We start from the raw sequence: 16,403 nt of genomic DNA on the forward strand, positions 1-16,403 counted from the left end.
AGGTGCGCCCGACTCGTCCGTGGTGGCCTTGCGCGCCCGTCCGCGTCGGGCGGTCGCGGGGCGCGGCTCGGCGGCGGATCGGGAGCGGGCGGCCATGGGGGCCGGACGGTACCCGATCTCGCGGCCGCTGGCCCGAAATGCGCGCGCCGGCGCGGCCCGCTCGCGGCAGACCGGCCGGCGCCGACCGGGACCGCGGGGCTCAGCGAGCCGAGGCGGCCTCGTCCTCCTGCTGGTCGCGCAACTGGGCCAGCAGGCGGTCGCCCCGGGTCGTGATCTCCTCGTAGAGGGCGTTGCAGCGCGGTTCGGCGCGCTCGAGCCAGCGCTCGAGGATGCTGCGGCGCTCCGGGTGCTTGCGCGACTGCTCGAGGAGGATCTCGACGATCGCGGTGTCGGCCATCAGGCGCGTCAGCCGCTCGGCGTGCAGCATGGCGTAGGAGAAGTCGCGCTTGGGGTCCCAGTTCTGGAAGAACTCCTTGGACCACTCGGTGATCTTGTGCTTGCCGAGGCCGCGCAGCTTGTCGGCGGCGGTGCGCTGGATCAGGTGCTGCTGGGCGGCGAGCGTCAGCGAAGTGAGGCGAGCGACGCGGCGCTCGAGCGCGTCGAGGGCGGAGAGGCTGCGCCAGCGGGCCTGCGCCACGCGGGTGAGGAAGCGCTGCGGGTTGCGCATGATGCCGCTCATCGCGTCCTTCATCGCCATGAGCGACTGGATCTGGCTGGTGCCCTCGTAGATCGGCAGGACCATGGCGTCGCGCAGCAGCTTCTCGGCCCCGTACTCGCGGACGTAGCCGGCGCCGCCGAGGATCTGGATGCACTTGCGCGCCATCTCGACGGCCTTCTCGCTGGCGATGTACTTGAGCAGCGGGGTGAGCCGGCGGGCCCGGTTGGCGTGGCGCTTGGCCTGCTTGAGCACGCGCGCCCGCTCGATGCTGTCGGGGTCGGTGTCGAGCACGCCCTGCATCTTGGTGCGCTGGTGCAGCTCCTCGTGGTAGGCGCACTGCATGGCGAGCGCGCGCAGGCCGAGGATCTCGGTCTGCATCTCGTCGAGGAAGTCGGCGATCATCTCGTGGCGATCGATCGACTTGCCCATGCTGCGGCGCTCGGCCGCGTAGGCCTTGGCCTTGCGGTAGGCGGCCTCGCAGGCGCCGATCGACTCGAAGCCGACGCCGACGCGGGCGTTGTTCATCAGCAGCAGCATGAGCTGGAAGCCCTCGCCCCGCTTGCCGACCAGGCGGCCGGGGGCGCGGTCGAAGCTGACCGCGGCGGTGGCCGAGCCGTGGTGGCCGAGCTTCTCCTCGAGGCGGTCGATCACGGCGATCCGACGCCGCGTGCCGTCGGGCATGTCCTCGTAGGCCGGGACGTGGAACAGCGACAGGCCGCCGAGGCCGGGCTTGTCGGGCTCGGTGCGGGCGATGACGATGTGGTGCTTGCCGTGGCCGGAGGTCAAGAAGATCTTCTGGCCGGTGATGAACCAGTTGCCCTCTTCGTCCTGCTCGGCGCGGGCCTTGAGCGCGGCCATGTCGCTGCCGGCGTCGGGCTCGGTGATGTCCATGCTGCCCCAGGCGTCGCCGCGCAGGATCTCGGCGATCTCGGGCTGGAAGCGCGTGCCGGTGATGACCCGCTGCTCGCGGTCGAAGGTGGTGGAGCCCTCGTGCACCGAGTACAGCAGGAGCATCAGGGCGATGCCGCTGTAGAAGTTGTAGTGCGTCATGACGACGTTGTCGGCCCGCGCCAGAAGCTCGCACACCATGAAGTGGACGACGGCGGGGCAGCCGATGCCGCCGAGCTCGCGCGGCAGGGCCAGACCGTGGAGGTCGAGGCCCTTGATCTGCTCGAACAGGGCGTCGGTCTCGGGCGCGAGGTGGCCCTCGCCGTCCTTCAAGTGGACGCCCTTGGCGTCGATGGCCATCGACTTCGGCGCGACCTGCTCGGCGGCGAACTCACCGACCATGCCGAGGATGTCGCGATAGGCGGCCCGCGCCTCGTCCAGCGAGGCGTAACCGCCGGGGATGCGGAAGTCCTGCTCGACGAGCCCGACGATCGGCGCCCAGTCGAGGCCGCGATCCATGTAGAACTGGAGGTCTTCGTTGTCGTCGAAGTAGTTGGCCACGAGACGACACTAGCCGAGGCCGATATGCTGAGCAAGCTCAGGAAAAGTCCGTGCAGGCGGCGGGCTGGAGGCAGTTTGAGCCGTTCGAGGGCCTGCGCGAGCGGCGCTCTCGCGGTCGAATGTCCGCACTGCGGAGCGCCGCATGGGGGCGTGATAAAAGGAGGACCGTGAGCCGAGGCAAGGGGATGCGGAGCCGCGAGCACGAGTCGTTCCGCCGCGAGGCGACGTTTCACGCGGCGCCCCACGCGCTGACGGAGGCGGTCCTGGAGGCGGACCGCGAGGCGACCGCCCGCCGCGAAGAGGTGGCGCCGGGGGTGCATGTGCTCCACGGGGTGATGTCGCCGAAAGAGTGCAAGCGACTGATCGCGGCGGCGGAGGCGATCGGCTTCACCCACGCGGGCCTGGCGATCGGCGACGACACGTACCGGGTCAACCTCGCGGCCCGCAACAACCTGCGGGTGGTGTTCGACGCGCCGGAGCTGGCGGACGGGCTGTGGCAGCGGATCCGCGGGGTCGTAGGTCCGCAGCACGAGGGGGCGCCGCTGCGCGGGCTCAACTTCCGCTTCCGCGTGTACCGCTACGAGGTCGGGATGCGCTTCTCACCGCACGTCGATGTCCGCACCGCGGTGCCGCTCGGCGAGACGCGCGAGTCGCTGGTCATCTTTCTCAACGCGGAGTTCGAGGGCGGCGCGACCCGCTTTTTCGAGGAGAAGGACAAGTCGCAGCGCCGCGGCCAGGGCCGCGGGCGCAAGTTCGACAACAAGGTGAGGTTCGCGCTGAAGCCCACGGTCGGCGGCGCGGTGGTGTTCGATCACCTGCTGCTCCACGAGGGCGCGGAGGTGACGGCCGGCGTGAAGTATGCGGTGCGCTCGGACGTGATCTACGGGCCGCGCTGATCCGGCGAGGAGACTCGCCTGTCTTTGCGGACAGGCGAGCTGCGCGAGAGATGACCTGTCCCTGGGGACATCCTCGCGGTTTGGGATCGCGGATGTCTGCAAGGACAGGCGCCCGCTCAGGGCGTGTAGCTCGGCAGCTCGACCACGTAGGCGTCGACGGTCTCGCCGCCGCCCCAGTCGCTGCCGAACAGGATCCGCGTGCCGCTCGGGCTCGGGACGGCGGTCGGGGCGGCCCAGTACGGCTCGCCGAGGTTGGTGTTGTTCTGCCCCCAGCTGCGATGCCGGCCCACGCGACCCGGGCGCCGCGATACATGGCACATGTCCTTCAAGCCATGTTCGACTTCGTCGGGCCGCCCGCGACGTGAGGCTCGCCGACCTCGTAAACCGCCGCAGAACGGCGACTGCAGGCCGCAGGGCGCGCATTCGCCTGTGCTGCCGAAGCCGATCGACGTGTTAGCGTCGACCTATGACATTCGCTTCGCATCGATGGACCTTCGCGCTCGTCTTCGCCTGCGGTTGCGGCGGCGGCAGCAACGACGCCAGCGACCCGACTGCGGCGACGACCGAGACCGGGACCACCGGCGAGCCGGTCGACCCGCCCGACCGTCGGACACGGCGCAATGTCTCGATCGACATGTCACAAGGGCCAGCCGTGAACGGGCGCGGCCGCTCGCGGTCGCAAGACCCAGTCCGGGGCGCGCGTCCGCGTCCGCGCGAGTTGCGGAGGTCGCCTCGCCGCGTGTACGATCGCGCGATGACCTTGTGTCGCTGCTTAACAAGCTCCGCCGCGCGGTGGTCCGCGGCCCTGTTGCTCCTGCTCGCTCCGGCCGCGAGCCGCACCGCCCGCGCCGACGCCGTGTCCGAACCGCCGAGCTGTCCCGACGGCTCGAGCCCCAACGGCTGCCACGGGGGCGAGTACTGCGAGCCGAACGAGTGCACCGACACCTGTCCTTCGGGCAAGGTGTGCAAGGAGGTCGAGCGCTGCGCGGGCACGGTCACGTGCGGCGGCGGGTGGACCAGCACCGGCGGCGACTTCTCGGTCGACAACATCCTCGGGGACTGCGGCGAGGGCGGTGCGTGCGCTGCGGGCATGTGCAAGTCGTTCAAGCTGTGCGTGTCGGACACGACCGGCACGACGTCGACGAGCGACGGCTCCGGCACCTCGCAGGGCTCCGACTCCGACGGGGGCAGCGAGGGCACGCCGCCGAAGAAGGAGGGCTGCGAAGGTTGCCGGACGAGCGACGACGCCGCGCCGGCGCTGCTGGCCCTGGGCGTCCTCGGGCTGGCGATCGGCCGGCGCTCGCGACGACGCTGACGGCGGCCCGGCGCGAGCGGGGGAGCGGAGCGTCCCCGGTCTGGCGATCGGCCGGCGCTCGCGGCGACGCTGACACGAGCGGGCGAGCGGAGCAGCCTCGGGTCCGACCCGAAACGCAGGGGCAGACCGGGCCGCGTGGTGACGCTGCGGCGCAGTGCGCCGGAGGACCCAGCCTCCACCGCACGAGCCGTGCACCCTGTCCTGCGCGTCCAGGGCTCCGCGCGGCGGGTGCGGCCGCCGAGCATCACTCGATGCGCGCCCTGCCCTGCGCGCCCGGACTCCGAGCGATGCGAGGGCCTCGCGCCGGCATGGTCCACCGAGAGACCTGTCCCTTACGCCAGGTGACTCCCTCGGCGCGAAATCGAGCATCCTCGCTCGCATCGACAAGTGCGGGGTCATTTGCGACTCTGCCTGCTGCCGACATGCCGATCGAACAGCAGCTCGTCCCCACCTCGCGTCTCCGCGTCCACACCCGCATCGCCGGTCCGGCAGGGGCGCCGCTCGTCGTCCTCGTGCACGGCAACGCCTCGAGCGGCGGGTTCTTCGAGCCGTTGATGCTGGCGCTCTCCGATCGCTTCCGCGTGATCGCGCCCGACATGCGCGGCTTCGGCGACACCGAGCCGGCGCCGATCGACGCGACCCGCGGCGTATGCGACTTCGCCGACGACCTGCACGCGCTGCTCGTCGCGCTCGACCTGTCCTCGAAGCCAGCCGTGTTCGTCGGCTGGTCGGCGGGCGGCGGCGTGATCATGCAGTACGCGATCGACCACGCCAGCAATGTCGCCGGGCTGGTGCTCGAGAACCCGATGTCGCCCTACGGCTTCGGCGGCACCCGCGACGCCCGCGGCACCGCGACGACCGCCGACTTCGCCGGCTCGGGCGGCGGCACTGCCAACCCCGAGTTCGCGCGCCTGATCAAGGCCGGCGACCGCAGCGGCGACAACCAGGTGTCGCCGCGCAACGTCATGAACACCTTCTACTTCAAGCCGCCGTTCCGGGTCGAGCCGGCCCTCGAGGACGCGTTCGTCGAGGCGGTGGTGAAGACCAAGATCGGCGACGACCACTACCCCGGCGACATGACCGCCTCGGCGAACTGGCCGGGAGTCGCGCCCGGCACGCGCGGGATGAACAACGCGATCTCGCCGAAGTACGTCGACCTGTCGCCGTTCGCCGGCGTCGATCCGCGGCCGCCGGTGCTGTGGATCCGCGGGGCCGACGACCAGATCGTCAGCGACACGTCGGTGTTCGACTTCGGGTTCCTCGGCAAGCTGGGCGCGGTGCCGGGCTGGCCGGGCGACGAGGTCGCGCCGCCGCAGCCGATGGTCGGGCAGATGCGCGCGGTCCTCGACGCCTACGCCGGCAACGGCGGGCGCTACGAGGAGGTGGTGTTCTTCGACTGCGGACACTCGCCGCACATCGAGCAGCACGAGCGCTTTCTTGCGGCGCTGCGAAATTTTGCCGCATTGGTGTTCTAGCCGCGAAAGCGGGCTCCTGCGCGCTTTGGCGCCGGCGAGGAATGGGCTAATTGCTGCACATGCGAACACGCCGTCCCTGGGCCGCCCTCACCCTCCTCCTCGCCTGTACCCCACAAGATGGCGGCGACACCGACGCGACGACCGCGGCGGTGACCGACTCCACGCCGGGCACCGATTCGACCGCCTCGAGCGACGCGACCGGCACTGCGACGACGGGGCCGACATCGACCGGCGACGAGCCGCCGACGGGGACGACGACCGAGCCGCCCGCGACCACCTCGACGACGACCGACGATCCGACCGCGCCCACGGGCACGACCACCGAGACCGGCGGCGACGGGCTGCACGGGCTCGTCCTCGAGGACACCTTCGAGGACGGGATCTTGAACGGCTGGGTCCGCGTCGAGCGGTGGTTCGACCCCGATCCGTTCTTCATTCAGGAAGATCGCTTCGACCTCGATCAGCGGGCCCACCAGACCGGGCAGCGGCTCGAGTTCTTCGGCAACGACCCGGTCCCGCACAGCGGGCGCTTCTGCTGTACTACGCGCCCGGCTGGAACAACGGCGCCAAGTCGACGGTGCTGCTGGCGCACGGCGCCAACGACCAGGCCGACCGCGCGTGGGCCAACCCCGGCGAGAGCGGCGACTTCGGCTGCGGTCAGTCGACCTGCCCCGACATCGGCCTGATGCAGGAGCTGGCGGCCGCGGGCCACCGCGTGTTCGCGGTCTCGCACGCGCACAGCCAGGGCGACAACGTGTTCTGGGCCCTGCAGATCGCGTGGGCCATCGACATCATCCGTGAGCGCACCGCGGTCGAGAAGGTCGACGTGATCGGGTGGAGCAAGGGCGTGATGTCGACGCGCATGTACGCGTCGGGCCTCACCGGCGGTCACCTCGAGTACCGCGACGACATCGGCAAGCTGATCCTGATCGGCGGGCCGAACCTCGGCTTCGACTACATCTTCCGCTACGGCACGGCCCACAACGCCGGCGTCTACGCCGACTTCGGCGGCAAGATCCACGCGCCCGGGCCGCACGACGAGCTGCTGATCTTCGGCCTGTGGGAGGATCGCTCGGAGTACGCGATCTACAAGTCGGCCGCCGGCGACAACTACCGCGGGCAGCTGCAGATGCTCGCGGCGTGGGACGACGTGTATCCGTTGACCGGCACGGCCAACAACGGGCTGATGCAGTGGATCGTCGGCGACAGCGAGTCGACCTACTACGGTGAGGGCCAGTACAAGGGCGTGTACGCCCGCGGCAAGGGCATCGACTACGCGATCCAGCAAGGCTCGGTGATCGCCGACATGATCGACGCCGGCATCCCGGCCTCGATCTCGACGCACCTGCTGTGCGGCGACCTGAACCTCGACGACAACAGCGTGCTGATCCCGGGGATCCCCAACGAGATCGCCGGGCCGAGCGACGGCGTGGTGTTCGTCGACAGCTGCGCGGCGACCGACGGGATCGGGACGCTCACCGACTCGGCTGTCCTGAAGGACATCAACCACCTCAAGCTGGGCTGGCACCCGACGGCGGCCGCCCAGATCTCGACGTGGCTCGGACAGTGACGCGAAGGCCCGCCCGGGGCCTCACCCGGGCGACAGCGGCTCGCTGTGCTCGGCGAGCCAGCCGGCGATCTTCGGCCAGATGACCTTGGGGCCCTTGCTCGAGGTCGACAGGCCGATGTGCCCGACCGGGAACCGCAGCAGGGTCTTGTCGGTCGAGCCGACCGCGCCGAGCAGCGCCTCCGACGAGGGCGGCGGGGCGATGGTGTCGTTGTCGGCGACGAGGACGAGCAGCGGGCCGTGGATCTGGCGCAGATCGACGCGCCGGCCGCCGACGATCATGCGGCCCTCGAAGAAGTTGTTCTCCTGGTAGCAGTCGCGGATGTACTGCCGGTACACCTCGCCGGGGAACGGCACGTTGTCGGCGGCCCAGTGCTCCATGGCGAGGAAGTTGGTGACGAAGTCGCGGTCGTCGAGGCGGCGGAACACCTCGAACCACTTCGAGATCCGCTGCACCGGGGCCATCATCGAGAAGCCCGACTCCATCAGGTCGATCGGGACGTTGCCGTAGGCGTCGACCATGCTGTCGACGTCGAAGAACTCGGGGTCGGTCCAGGTGGTGAAGATGCCGCCGTGCTTGAAGTCGACCGGGGTGGCCTGGGCGACGAAGTTGCGCACGCCGTTCGGGTGGAGCGCCGCGGCGGCCAGCGCCATCGTGCCGCCCATGCAGTAGCCGTACATCGTCAGGTCGTCGGCGCCGGACAGCTTGAAGACCCACCGCTTGGCGGCCTCGACGAAGCCGCCGAGCAGGTCGTCCCAGGTCATGTCCTGCTCGACCGCGCCGGGCGTGCCCCAGTCGATGGCGTAGACGTCGAAGCCCTGCTGGGTCATGAACTCGATCAGGCTGCGACCCGGCAGGAAGTCGAGGATGTAGTAGCGGTTGATCAGCGAGTAGACGAACAGGATCGGGGTGCGGAAGCGACGCACGGCCGGCTCGAAGCGGATCAGCTTCATGCCGCCGCGCTCGTACACGACCCGCTTCGGCGTCGAGTTGACCGGCGGATCGCCGAGCCCGGTCGCGCGCTTGACCAGCGGCGCCAGGTAGCGGGTCGGGCTGATCGCGCGGTCGCGCAGCGCCCGCTGCCAGGCGGCGCCGATCGTGGCTGTCCCTTCGGCCATGTCCGCGAGCTTGCGCGCGGCGCCCTTGACCCGCGAAAACGGCGTCGTCACGCGGCCCCCCGGACCGAGCGGGCCAGCTCGGCCTGCAGCTTCTCCAGCAGCTGGAGCGCGAGCTCGAGCTGGGTGGTGGTGATCTCGAGCCGGTCCTCGGCCCGCCGCAGCTGCGCCCGCACCTCGTTGAAGTCGCCGAGGGTCGGCACGCGCCAGAAGTGCAGGACCTCCTCGGTGAGGTCGACGACGTCGCGGTGGAGGTGGAACATCTTCTGCAGCCCGCGGCCCGCGAACTTGAGGTAGCGCGGGCTGGTGGCCAGGCGCGTCATGACGCCGGTCGAGGCGCCCTCGAAGCGCATCCACCACTTGCCGGGGCCGCTCCTGGGGTCGGTGAGGTAGCCGACGAGCCGGAGGATCCGGGCGGTGAGGTTCCTGGGGGCTGTCTCTTGGGACATGGCGAAAAGTTCCTATGCGGAGGTGGAGAGCAGGGTCCGCAGCTCGCGCTTGAGGATCTTGCCGGCCGGCGAGAGCGGGAGGGCGTCGAGGAAGACGACCGACTTGGGGACCTTGTAGCGGGCGAGGTGGTCGCGGCAGCGCTGCAGCAGCTCGGCCTCGCTGGCGCTGGCGCCCGGGCGCAGGGCGACGACCGCCTTGCCGACCTCGCCCCACTGCGCGTCGGGCACGCTGATGACGGCGCACTGGGCGACCGCGGGGTGCTCGTAGAGGATCTTCTCGATCTCGACCGGGTACACGTTCTCGCCGCCGGAGATGAACATGTCCTTCTTGCGATCGACGATGTAGTAGAAGCCCTCGGCGTCGCGGCGCGCGAGGTCGCCGGTGTGGAAGAAGCCGTGCTCGTCGAAGTGCGGGGCGTCGACGCCGAAGTAGCCCGAGCAGGCGGCCGGGCCCTTGAGCACGAGCTCGCCGACCTCGCCGTCCTTCACCGGGACGTTGTCCTCGTCGACGATCCGCGCGTCGACGAAGTAGTTGGGCCGGCCGATGCTGCCGGCCTTGGCCTCGCCGAACTCGGGCGCGAGCGAGAAGGCGCCGGGGCCGAACTCGGTCATGCCGAAGCCCTGCTTGAAGGCGACCTTGTGCACCGCACAAAACGCGCGGATGAGCGGCACCGGCAGCGGGGCGCCGCCGCTGGTCAGGAAGCGGACGCTGGCGAACGAGGTCGCGGCGAAGCGCGGCGAGTCGAGCATCATCTGGTACTGGGTCGGCACGCAGAACAGCGCGGTGACCTCGTACTGCTCGATGAGCGCGAGCATGTCGTCGGCGGTCCACTTCTTCATGATCACGACGGTGCCGCCGAGGGTGAGCAGCGGGACCGTGTACACGAACAGGCCGCCGGTGTGGAACATCGGCGTGTGGGTGATCGTGACGTCACCGCGCTGGATCTCGTGGACCATCGTGTTGAGGGTGTTCCACGCGATTTGGCGGTACGAGATCCGGGCGGCCTTGGGCGCGCCGGTGGTGCCGCCGGTGAACAGCAGGCAGGCGATGTCCTCGACGTCGACGGCCGGGTTGTCGACCGGTTCGGCCGGACCGGCCAGGATGGTCGCGTAGGCGGTGCTGCCGGCCAAAGGCTCGCCTTCGAGGTGGACGAGCTCGGCGATCGCGGTGTGCGGGTGCAGCTCGGCGGTGGTGGCGGCGAACTCGGGGCCGAACACCAGGACCTTGGGCGCGACCGGGAGGATGACGTCGACGAGCTCGCGCCAGGGGCTGCGCCAGTTGAGCGGGACGAAGATCGCGCCGAGCTTGGCGCAGGCGAAGAAGACGTCGAGGACCTCGACGCCGCTGTGGGCCAGGAGCGCGACGCGGTCGCCTCGCTCGACGCCGCGGCCGCGCAGCCACCCGGCGACGGCGTCGGCGCGCCGGTTCAGCGCGGCGTAGGTGAAGCGGCCCGCCTCGCCCTTGGCCACGTCGACCACGGCGAGGTTGTCCGGCCAGTACTGCGCTCCACGTCGCATCCAGTCGCCGATGAACATGCGAAGATCCTCCGCTCCCGAGGCTACCCGAAGGCCCGGCCGTGCTGCACCTGCGAAACGGTCTGCCGGGGTCTGCCGGCCGAGGATAGGCCGACGCGGCTCGAGATCAAGACCTGAATTGTGCAGCGCACAAACGGCTCAGGAGGCGGGCCGCCTGCCCTTGCGGGGGGGCTTGCCGTCCTCGACGGTCCGCCGCAGCTCGGCGAGCTCGCGCCGCAACGCGGCCAGCTCGTCGGACATGCCGCCAGGCTCGGGCGGCGGCGGCTCGTCGGGAAACGGCGGCGGCGCCGGCTCGCCGGCCGCGGGCGGGGCCCCGCCGAACCACCGCTTGAGGATCCCGGGCATCGCCAGGTCGGCCAGCGGGTTCCACGGGACGACGGCGCGCGCGCCCCCCTTGAGCTGCAGGTAGACCTCGAGGGCCCAGGCGATGTAGCGGCCGAAGAACTCGGCGAGGGCGTCGTCCCGCATGCGCACGAGCTGCTTGAGCAGGGACACCGGGAGCAGGCGCGCGGCGCCGCGGCTCTCGAGGATGATCTGCGCGAGCGTGATCTGGGTGAGGTCCTGCCCGCTCTTGGCGTCGACGACCTTGAGGTCCTCGCCCATCCGCACGCGCTCCGCGATCTCCTCGAGGGTGACGTACCGGCTGCCCTCGGTGTCGTAGAGCCGACGGTTGCCGTACTTCTTGACCTGCAACACGGCGAGAACGGTAGCCGAGGTCGTGCTGCAGGTGCGAGGGGCGATTTCGCGCAAACGGGCGAGCGCCTCGGAGGGGGCGCGAACGAGGGGCTCGTCGCCTCACACGGCCTCGGGCTCGAGGACGGCCGGCTGGCGGGCGGCGAAATCACCGGGCGGTCGAGCCCGGCACGGAGCCGTCTCGACCGGGTCGGACGGAGGACGGTTCACGCCTGGAGCTTCGGCGGCCGCGAGAGCCGGCGTGACGCGGGCTGGCCGATGAGACAGGTCCGCCGGGGCAGCCGCAGCCGGCGCCCGAAGGATGCCCTTAAGGACATGTCGCGGGGGCCAGCTTGCACTCGCTGAACCAGGCGGCCACGTCGCGGCACTGCGGGTCGGCCGGGTCGGCGGCGGCGCAGGCGAGGAAGCCGGCGCGGTCGCGCAGGGAGCACAGGCGCGGCAGCTCCCACTTGCGGTCGCGGCAGCTGGCGTCGCGCGGGTCGCAGGTGCTGCGCATCCAGGTCGCGGTGCCGTCGCCGCGGAGGAACACGCGGTCGTCGATGTCGCGGGTGCCGACGAGGCCCTCGACGCGGAGGCTGGCGGCGGCCTCGCCGGCGAGCGCCTGGTAGAGGCAGGCGTCGCCGGCGACCTCGTCGTCGCACGGGCGCGGCGAGGCGCACGCGTCGAGCAGCGCGAGGGCGATGTCACCCGGGCAGCGGCCGGCCGCGCACACGCAGGCGCACGCCTCGGGATCCTGCGAGCCGAGGCCGCACTCGGTCCAGCCCGCAGGATGCTCGGGGCCGGGAATTCGCCGGCCTTGCGACCGACGCGGCGGACGTGGACGACGTCGCCGACCCGCTTGTAGAAGGTGGAGTCGTAGTCCTCGTCGCCGGTCGAGGCGCTGGCGGTGGCGCAGAAGCCCGCGGCCTCGAAGGCGCAGGTCGAGCGATCGGCGAGGCGCTCGGTGGCGAACCAGATGCAACCGGCGGCGTCGCAGTCGGCCTCGACCGCGTGCGACTCGCACGGCTCGACGGGCGCGGGCGGGAGCTCGGGCGCGAGGTCGGGCGGCGGCGTGACGAGGGCGCCGGTGCCGGTGACCGGCATGCTGGTGGCGGCGTCGCCGGTGCTCGTGCTGCCGGCGGTGCCGGTGGTGCTCCCCTCGCCGGCGGTCGCCACGGTGCTGCCCTCGCCGTCGGTGCCGCGCGAGGCCGCGTCGGACCGCCCAGGGCTACACCCGGTCGCTACCAGCCACGAGAAGAGAACGGCGACGCCCGCCGGGCGCGCGCCAAGACCTAACCGCACGGTCTCATGCTGCCAGAGCACGCGGAGGAGATCAAGGAAGCGCAGCGCTGGCGGTCCCGGCGCGACGCGACGATCGCGAGCTCGGGCGGCCCGGGGATGTGGGCGAGCATCGCCGGTGTAAGAAGGTCGCTGCGACACATCGGTGATGCGCGGCACAGGCCCGACGCGATGAAGGATGAAGAAGGAACGGCGACGGCCTGGCGTCGGCGCACCGACCGTCGCCCTGCCGTCGCGGCGGCGAGGCCCACGCAGAGGCGCTTTCGCGGGCCCGCGGCGCCCGGGCGCTGGCGGTGCGAGCCGGAGCCGGCTCATCGGAGCGTCGGTCGCGAGGATGACCCGCGCTCGCGGCTGCACGGTCGATGACGTCGGTCGGCCCGCCGCCTGTCCCTTCAGGCTCGGTCGACGCGCGCCCGTTCATGGCGCTCGCGCGACCGTTCCTTGCGGCGTCATTCGTGACCCGCGTCGGTGCGTCGATGGTGAGGCGAGCTGAAACGCGTTGCTCGATCGCGCGGCGGCGCAGGCGACGTCGCCGGGCCGGCGCTGTAGCCGATGGGCGAAGCGCAGTGCGTCGATCGGCACGAGGTGCTGCGGCGGGAGTACGACTGTCCGGTCCAGCGGGGCTGGAGCCGGAGCGCGAGCGGTGATTCGACGCGCGAGTCAGCGCGACGGCCACGACGGCGCTGCGGACCTGCGCGTCGGGATCGGCGGGCGCCGAGAGCAGCGGCGTGGTCCCTGCCCCGTTCGCGTCCAACAGCCGAGCGGCCGAGCCAGGGGCGCGGTCCATGCCCGTTCGCGTCGGACCGCTGCGGCCGAGCCAGACGGCGGAATGCCTGCCTTGTTCGCGTCGAATCGGTGTGGCCGAGCTCTGTCTCGCGCCACGCAAACGCGTCGCCCGAGGCACGTGGCCTCTTGGTCGCCCAGCCTAACCGCGCTCGCTCGCGGCTGCTGCGGGGAGTTCGGTGCGCGATCACATGCCCGAAAGAACATGTCTATCTCGTACGACATGTTTACCGGCAATGCTCCATGAAGCATGTCTTTTCAGCCATGCCTGAAAGAGCATGTCCCTTCGCACATGGTGCCCTCGCATCCGAGCGACACGCCAGTCCTTCGCGCCTCGTACGCGCCCTCGCGGGCCTGCGGCGCCTCAGCGCGGCCCGGGGATGATGCGGAGGTCGGTGAGGAAGCGGGCCAGCTCGCGGATGTAGTCGCGGCGGCCGAGCTGCAGGAAGTGGCCGCCGGTGAAGCGAAAGCGGCGCGGGCGCTGCCAGTGGTTCCACAGCACGTCGGCGTGGGCCTCGGTGACGAGGCCGTCGCCGCGGGCGGTGACGACGAGCCGGCGCTCCCACGGGACCTTGGGCTCGTACGAGAGGGGGCTGTGCAGGGCCCACGAGCTGTGGAAGCGCTCGCGGGTCATGCCGAGCGCCTCGGCCTGGCGGCGGAACGAGTCGCCCTCGCCGTGATCCCAGAAGAGGTGCGCGAACGAGGCGGGGGCCATGATCGGGACGACGAAGGACAGGCGCGGATCGATCGAGGCGACCAGAGCCGAGGTGTAGCCGCCGAGGCTCGATCCCATCATGCCGAGCGGCGCCGGGCTGTGGCGCAGGATGGCGGTGATGGCGGCGCGCACGTCCTGGACGGTCTGGATGAAGGCCTCGTTGGTGCGCACCAGATCGGTCGAGGGGAACAGCTCGCCCGAGAAGCGCGCGGCCGTCGGTTTGCGCAGGCTGTGGAACGGCTGGACGTAGAGGTAGACGTCGAGGCCGAGGTCCCGGTAGAGGGTGGAGATGCTGAACTCGATCTCGTGCAGGCGGCGGTTGCCGACGCACCAGCCGTGCGCGAGCAAGATCGAGGCGGGCGCGGGCCGGTCGTGCTGCCAGGCGTGCAGGTGGACGGTGTCGACGCGATCGTAGGTGGCGTACTCGCGGGCGTAGCCAGGGTCGCGCGGGCGGTACGGCGAGGCGAAGCTGAAGTGGGTGGCGCGGCCGTCGACGAGCGGCCGCACGGCGAGCGGGACGAGCGGCGGCGGGGCCGGCGGCGGCGCGAGCAGGCGATCGGGCTCGGCGAGCACGGCGGGGTCGGTGTACTGCGCGACGACCTCGAGGCGACGCTCGAGCTCGGCCCGCGCGAGCCGGTCGAGCTCGTTGCGCTGCATGAGGACGCGGCGAAGCCCGTGCCGCATGACGCGGTCGAAGCGGGCGCAGGCGTGATCGGCGAGGGCGCTGAACATGCGGGTCTGATTTTTGTTGTAGGCGCGCGGACGGCGTTTGAGAAGCAAAATCCCGCCTTGCGCCGCGGGCCCGGCGGGTGCGAGGCTGGCTTCGCATGCGGGTCGCCGTGGCCGGAGCGAGCGGGTTCATCGGACAGGCGACGGTCCACGCGCTGCTGCAGGCCGGTCACGCGGTGGTCGGGCTGTCGCGGGGCCGTCGCGGCCGCTTCGACCGGCCAGGGCTGGTGTGGCGAGAGGTGGACGTGAGCCGCGGGGGCCCGAGCTGGTGGCCGCATTGGCGGGCTGCGAGGCGGTGGTCAACCTGGTGGGGATCAAGCGGCCCGAGCCGGGGCAGTCGTTCGACTCGGCCCACGTGGCGACGGTGGCGGCGCTGACGACCGCGATGCAGGCGGCGGCGATCCGGCGGCTCGTCCACGTCAGCGTGGCAGGACCGCGAGCGGAGCCGCCGCGGCCGACCCAGTACATGGCGACGAAGCGAGAGGCTGAACGTTCGGTCATGTCCTCGGAGACAGACTGGACGGTCCTCCGCCCGGGGCCGGTGGCCGGGCCGGGCGACGACTTCGTGCGCAACCTGGCGGCGACGCTGCGCCACGCGGCGGTGTTCCCGGCGCCCGACGGCGGCCACGCGCCGCTGCAGCCGGTGCTGGTCGAGGACGTGGCGCTGGCGATCGCGGCGGCGCTGGAGCGGCCGGCGGCGATCGGGCGCTGCTACGACGTGGTCGGGCCGGAGGTGCTGACGCTGCGCGAGGTGGTGACGCGGGTGGCCGACGCGCTGGCGCTGCCGGTGACTCTGGTGCCCTGCCCCGCCCCGCTGCTGGCGGTCGCGGTCGCGGGGCTCGAGAGGCTGCCGGATCCGCTGCTGACGCGGGCGCAGCTCGGGCTGCTCAGCCACGGTCTGGTCGGCGATCCGGGCCCGGCGGCGGCCGAGCTCGGGCTGGTGACGCAGCCGCTGACCGCGGCCAAGATCGTGGCGCTGTCGGCCGGGGTCGAGCCGTGGCTGGGGCTGTCGCTGCGGCTGCGACGTGGCGACGAGGACATGTTCTTCAGGACATGTTCCAAAGGCGCGATCCACGTGGCCTGGCTGGTGCCGCTGGCGGTGGCGCTGATCTGGGCGCTCGGCTCGCTGACGCCGCACGTGTGGTGGCGGATGCTGGCGGCCAACCTGGTGCTGGTGCCGCTGTGCCTGCTGACGGTGCGGCTGCCGTGGCCCCAGCTGTGGCGCCCGAGCCTGCGCGGGCTGGTCCAGGGGGTGATGGCGGCGGCGGTGCTGGTCGCGGCCGGCTGGCTCGGGAGCCAGCTGCTGTTCGCGGTGACGCCGGAGGCGCGAACCGAGGTGGCCGCGGTGTACAGCTGGGTCCACCTGCTGCCGGCCGGGCTCGCGGCGGTGCTTCTGCCGCTGATCGCGGCGGCGGAGGAGGTGGTGTGGCGCGGGGCGGTGGCGTTCGCGGTGGCGTCGCGCGCGGGGCCGTGGTGGGGCGCGGCGACGTCCGCGGCGGCCTTCGCGGTGGCGCACGTGAGCCTCGGGGTGCCGGCGCTGGTGGTGGCGGCCGCGGGCGCGGGCTTCTTCTGGGCCTGGCTCGGGCTCAAGACCCGCAGCCTGTTCGTGGTGCTGGTGTCCCACGTGCTGTGGGACGCGTGCGTGGCGGTGCTGCGGCTGTACTGAGCAGGTGTTCTTCGGGACATGTCCGCAGGGACTTATCGGGGCGAAGGTCCTTCTACCTGTCTTTTCGGTCATAGGAGA

At 71.5% G+C, this 16,403-nt stretch carries 15 protein-coding genes; 7 read left to right on the forward strand and 8 right to left on the reverse strand.

What is annotated here, in order from left to right; translation table 11 throughout:
- Positions 1–199: 199 nt before the first annotated feature.
- Positions 200–2,107, reverse strand: coding sequence for an acyl-CoA dehydrogenase family protein (locus tag OV079_RS15540; protein WP_267769400.1), 1,908 nt, complete (start codon positions 2,105–2,107; stop codon positions 200–202).
- 167 nt (positions 2,108–2,274) lie between these two features.
- On the opposite strand from OV079_RS15540, the gene OV079_RS15545 reads away from it, so the two are divergent.
- Complete coding sequence (locus OV079_RS15545; protein WP_267769402.1) at positions 2,275–3,003, forward strand: 2OG-Fe(II) oxygenase; 729 nt, start codon at positions 2,275–2,277, stop codon at positions 3,001–3,003.
- Between the two features lie 116 nt (positions 3,004–3,119).
- Here the strand turns inward: OV079_RS15545 and OV079_RS15550 are convergent, their stop codons facing one another.
- Positions 3,120–3,293 carry a hypothetical protein gene (locus OV079_RS15550; RefSeq protein ID WP_267769403.1) on the reverse strand — a complete coding sequence of 58 codons (174 nt, stop codon included), beginning with the start codon at positions 3,291–3,293 and terminating at the stop codon, positions 3,120–3,122.
- 518 nt (positions 3,294–3,811) lie between these two features.
- Between OV079_RS15550 and OV079_RS15555 the strand changes: the two genes are divergently transcribed.
- The 4 genes from OV079_RS15555 (at position 3,812) to OV079_RS15570 (ending at position 7,363) form a co-directional block, all read left to right on the forward strand.
- The gene (locus OV079_RS15555) at positions 3,812–4,318 is read left to right on the forward strand and encodes an MYXO-CTERM sorting domain-containing protein (RefSeq protein WP_267769404.1); all 507 of its coding nucleotides are present in this window, start codon (positions 3,812–3,814) and stop codon (positions 4,316–4,318) included.
- A gap of 422 nt (positions 4,319–4,740) precedes the next feature.
- The gene (locus tag OV079_RS15560) at positions 4,741–5,793 is read left to right on the forward strand and encodes an alpha/beta hydrolase (RefSeq protein ID WP_267769405.1); all 1,053 of its coding nucleotides are present in this window, start codon (positions 4,741–4,743) and stop codon (positions 5,791–5,793) included.
- Between the two features lie 59 nt (positions 5,794–5,852).
- On the forward strand, positions 5,853–6,479 hold the full coding sequence (locus OV079_RS15565; RefSeq protein ID WP_267769406.1) for a hypothetical protein: 627 nt from the start codon (positions 5,853–5,855) through the stop codon (positions 6,477–6,479).
- On the forward strand, positions 6,371–7,363 hold the full coding sequence (locus OV079_RS15570) for an esterase/lipase family protein (protein ID WP_267769408.1): 993 nt from the start codon (positions 6,371–6,373) through the stop codon (positions 7,361–7,363). The genes OV079_RS15565 and OV079_RS15570 overlap by 109 nt, the downstream gene beginning before the upstream one ends.
- A 21-nt stretch (positions 7,364–7,384) precedes the next feature.
- Here OV079_RS15570 and OV079_RS15575 read toward each other — a convergent pair whose 3' ends face one another.
- The 6 genes from OV079_RS15575 to OV079_RS15600 all read right to left on the reverse strand — a co-directional run bounded on the left by OV079_RS15575 (position 7,385) and on the right by OV079_RS15600 (position 14,662).
- Positions 7,385–8,530, reverse strand: a complete 1,146-nt coding sequence (locus OV079_RS15575; RefSeq protein WP_267769409.1) for an alpha/beta fold hydrolase — start codon at positions 8,528–8,530, stop codon at positions 7,385–7,387.
- Complete coding sequence (locus OV079_RS15580; protein ID WP_267769410.1) at positions 8,527–8,925, reverse strand: hypothetical protein; 399 nt, start codon at positions 8,923–8,925, stop codon at positions 8,527–8,529. The genes OV079_RS15575 and OV079_RS15580 overlap by 4 nt, the downstream gene beginning before the upstream one ends.
- Before the next feature lie 12 nt (positions 8,926–8,937).
- Positions 8,938–10,461 (reverse strand): AMP-binding protein, encoded by a 1,524-nt coding sequence (locus tag OV079_RS15585; protein WP_267769411.1) that lies wholly within the window; start codon positions 10,459–10,461, stop codon positions 8,938–8,940.
- Between the two features lie 138 nt (positions 10,462–10,599).
- Positions 10,600–11,157: a polyhydroxyalkanoate synthesis regulator DNA-binding domain-containing protein gene (locus OV079_RS15590; RefSeq protein WP_267769413.1), complete on the reverse strand. Its 558-nt coding sequence runs from the start codon at positions 11,155–11,157 to the stop codon at positions 10,600–10,602.
- A gap of 304 nt (positions 11,158–11,461) precedes the next feature.
- Positions 11,462–11,866 carry a hypothetical protein gene (locus tag OV079_RS15595; protein ID WP_267769415.1) on the reverse strand — a complete coding sequence of 135 codons (405 nt, stop codon included), beginning with the start codon at positions 11,864–11,866 and terminating at the stop codon, positions 11,462–11,464.
- Between the two features lie 1,713 nt (positions 11,867–13,579).
- Positions 13,580–14,662 carry an alpha/beta hydrolase family protein gene (locus tag OV079_RS15600; protein ID WP_267769417.1) on the reverse strand — a complete coding sequence of 361 codons (1,083 nt, stop codon included), beginning with the start codon at positions 14,660–14,662 and terminating at the stop codon, positions 13,580–13,582.
- A 95-nt stretch (positions 14,663–14,757) separates the two neighbouring features.
- Between OV079_RS15600 and OV079_RS57940 the strand changes: the two genes are divergently transcribed.
- Positions 14,758–15,036 (forward strand): NAD-dependent epimerase/dehydratase family protein, encoded by a 279-nt coding sequence (locus OV079_RS57940; RefSeq protein ID WP_267769419.1) that lies wholly within the window; start codon positions 14,758–14,760, stop codon positions 15,034–15,036.
- Entirely contained in the window at positions 14,928–16,325 is a 1,398-nt protein-coding gene (locus OV079_RS15610; protein ID WP_267769420.1) for a CPBP family glutamic-type intramembrane protease, read from the forward strand. Before OV079_RS57940 ends, OV079_RS15610 begins: the two co-directional genes overlap by 109 nt.
- Positions 16,326–16,403: the final 78 nt, after the last annotated feature.

This window comes from Nannocystis pusilla (assembly GCF_026626665.1).
In the GTDB taxonomy this organism is placed as follows: domain Bacteria; phylum Myxococcota_A; class Polyangia; order Nannocystales; family Nannocystaceae; genus Nannocystis; species Nannocystis pusilla.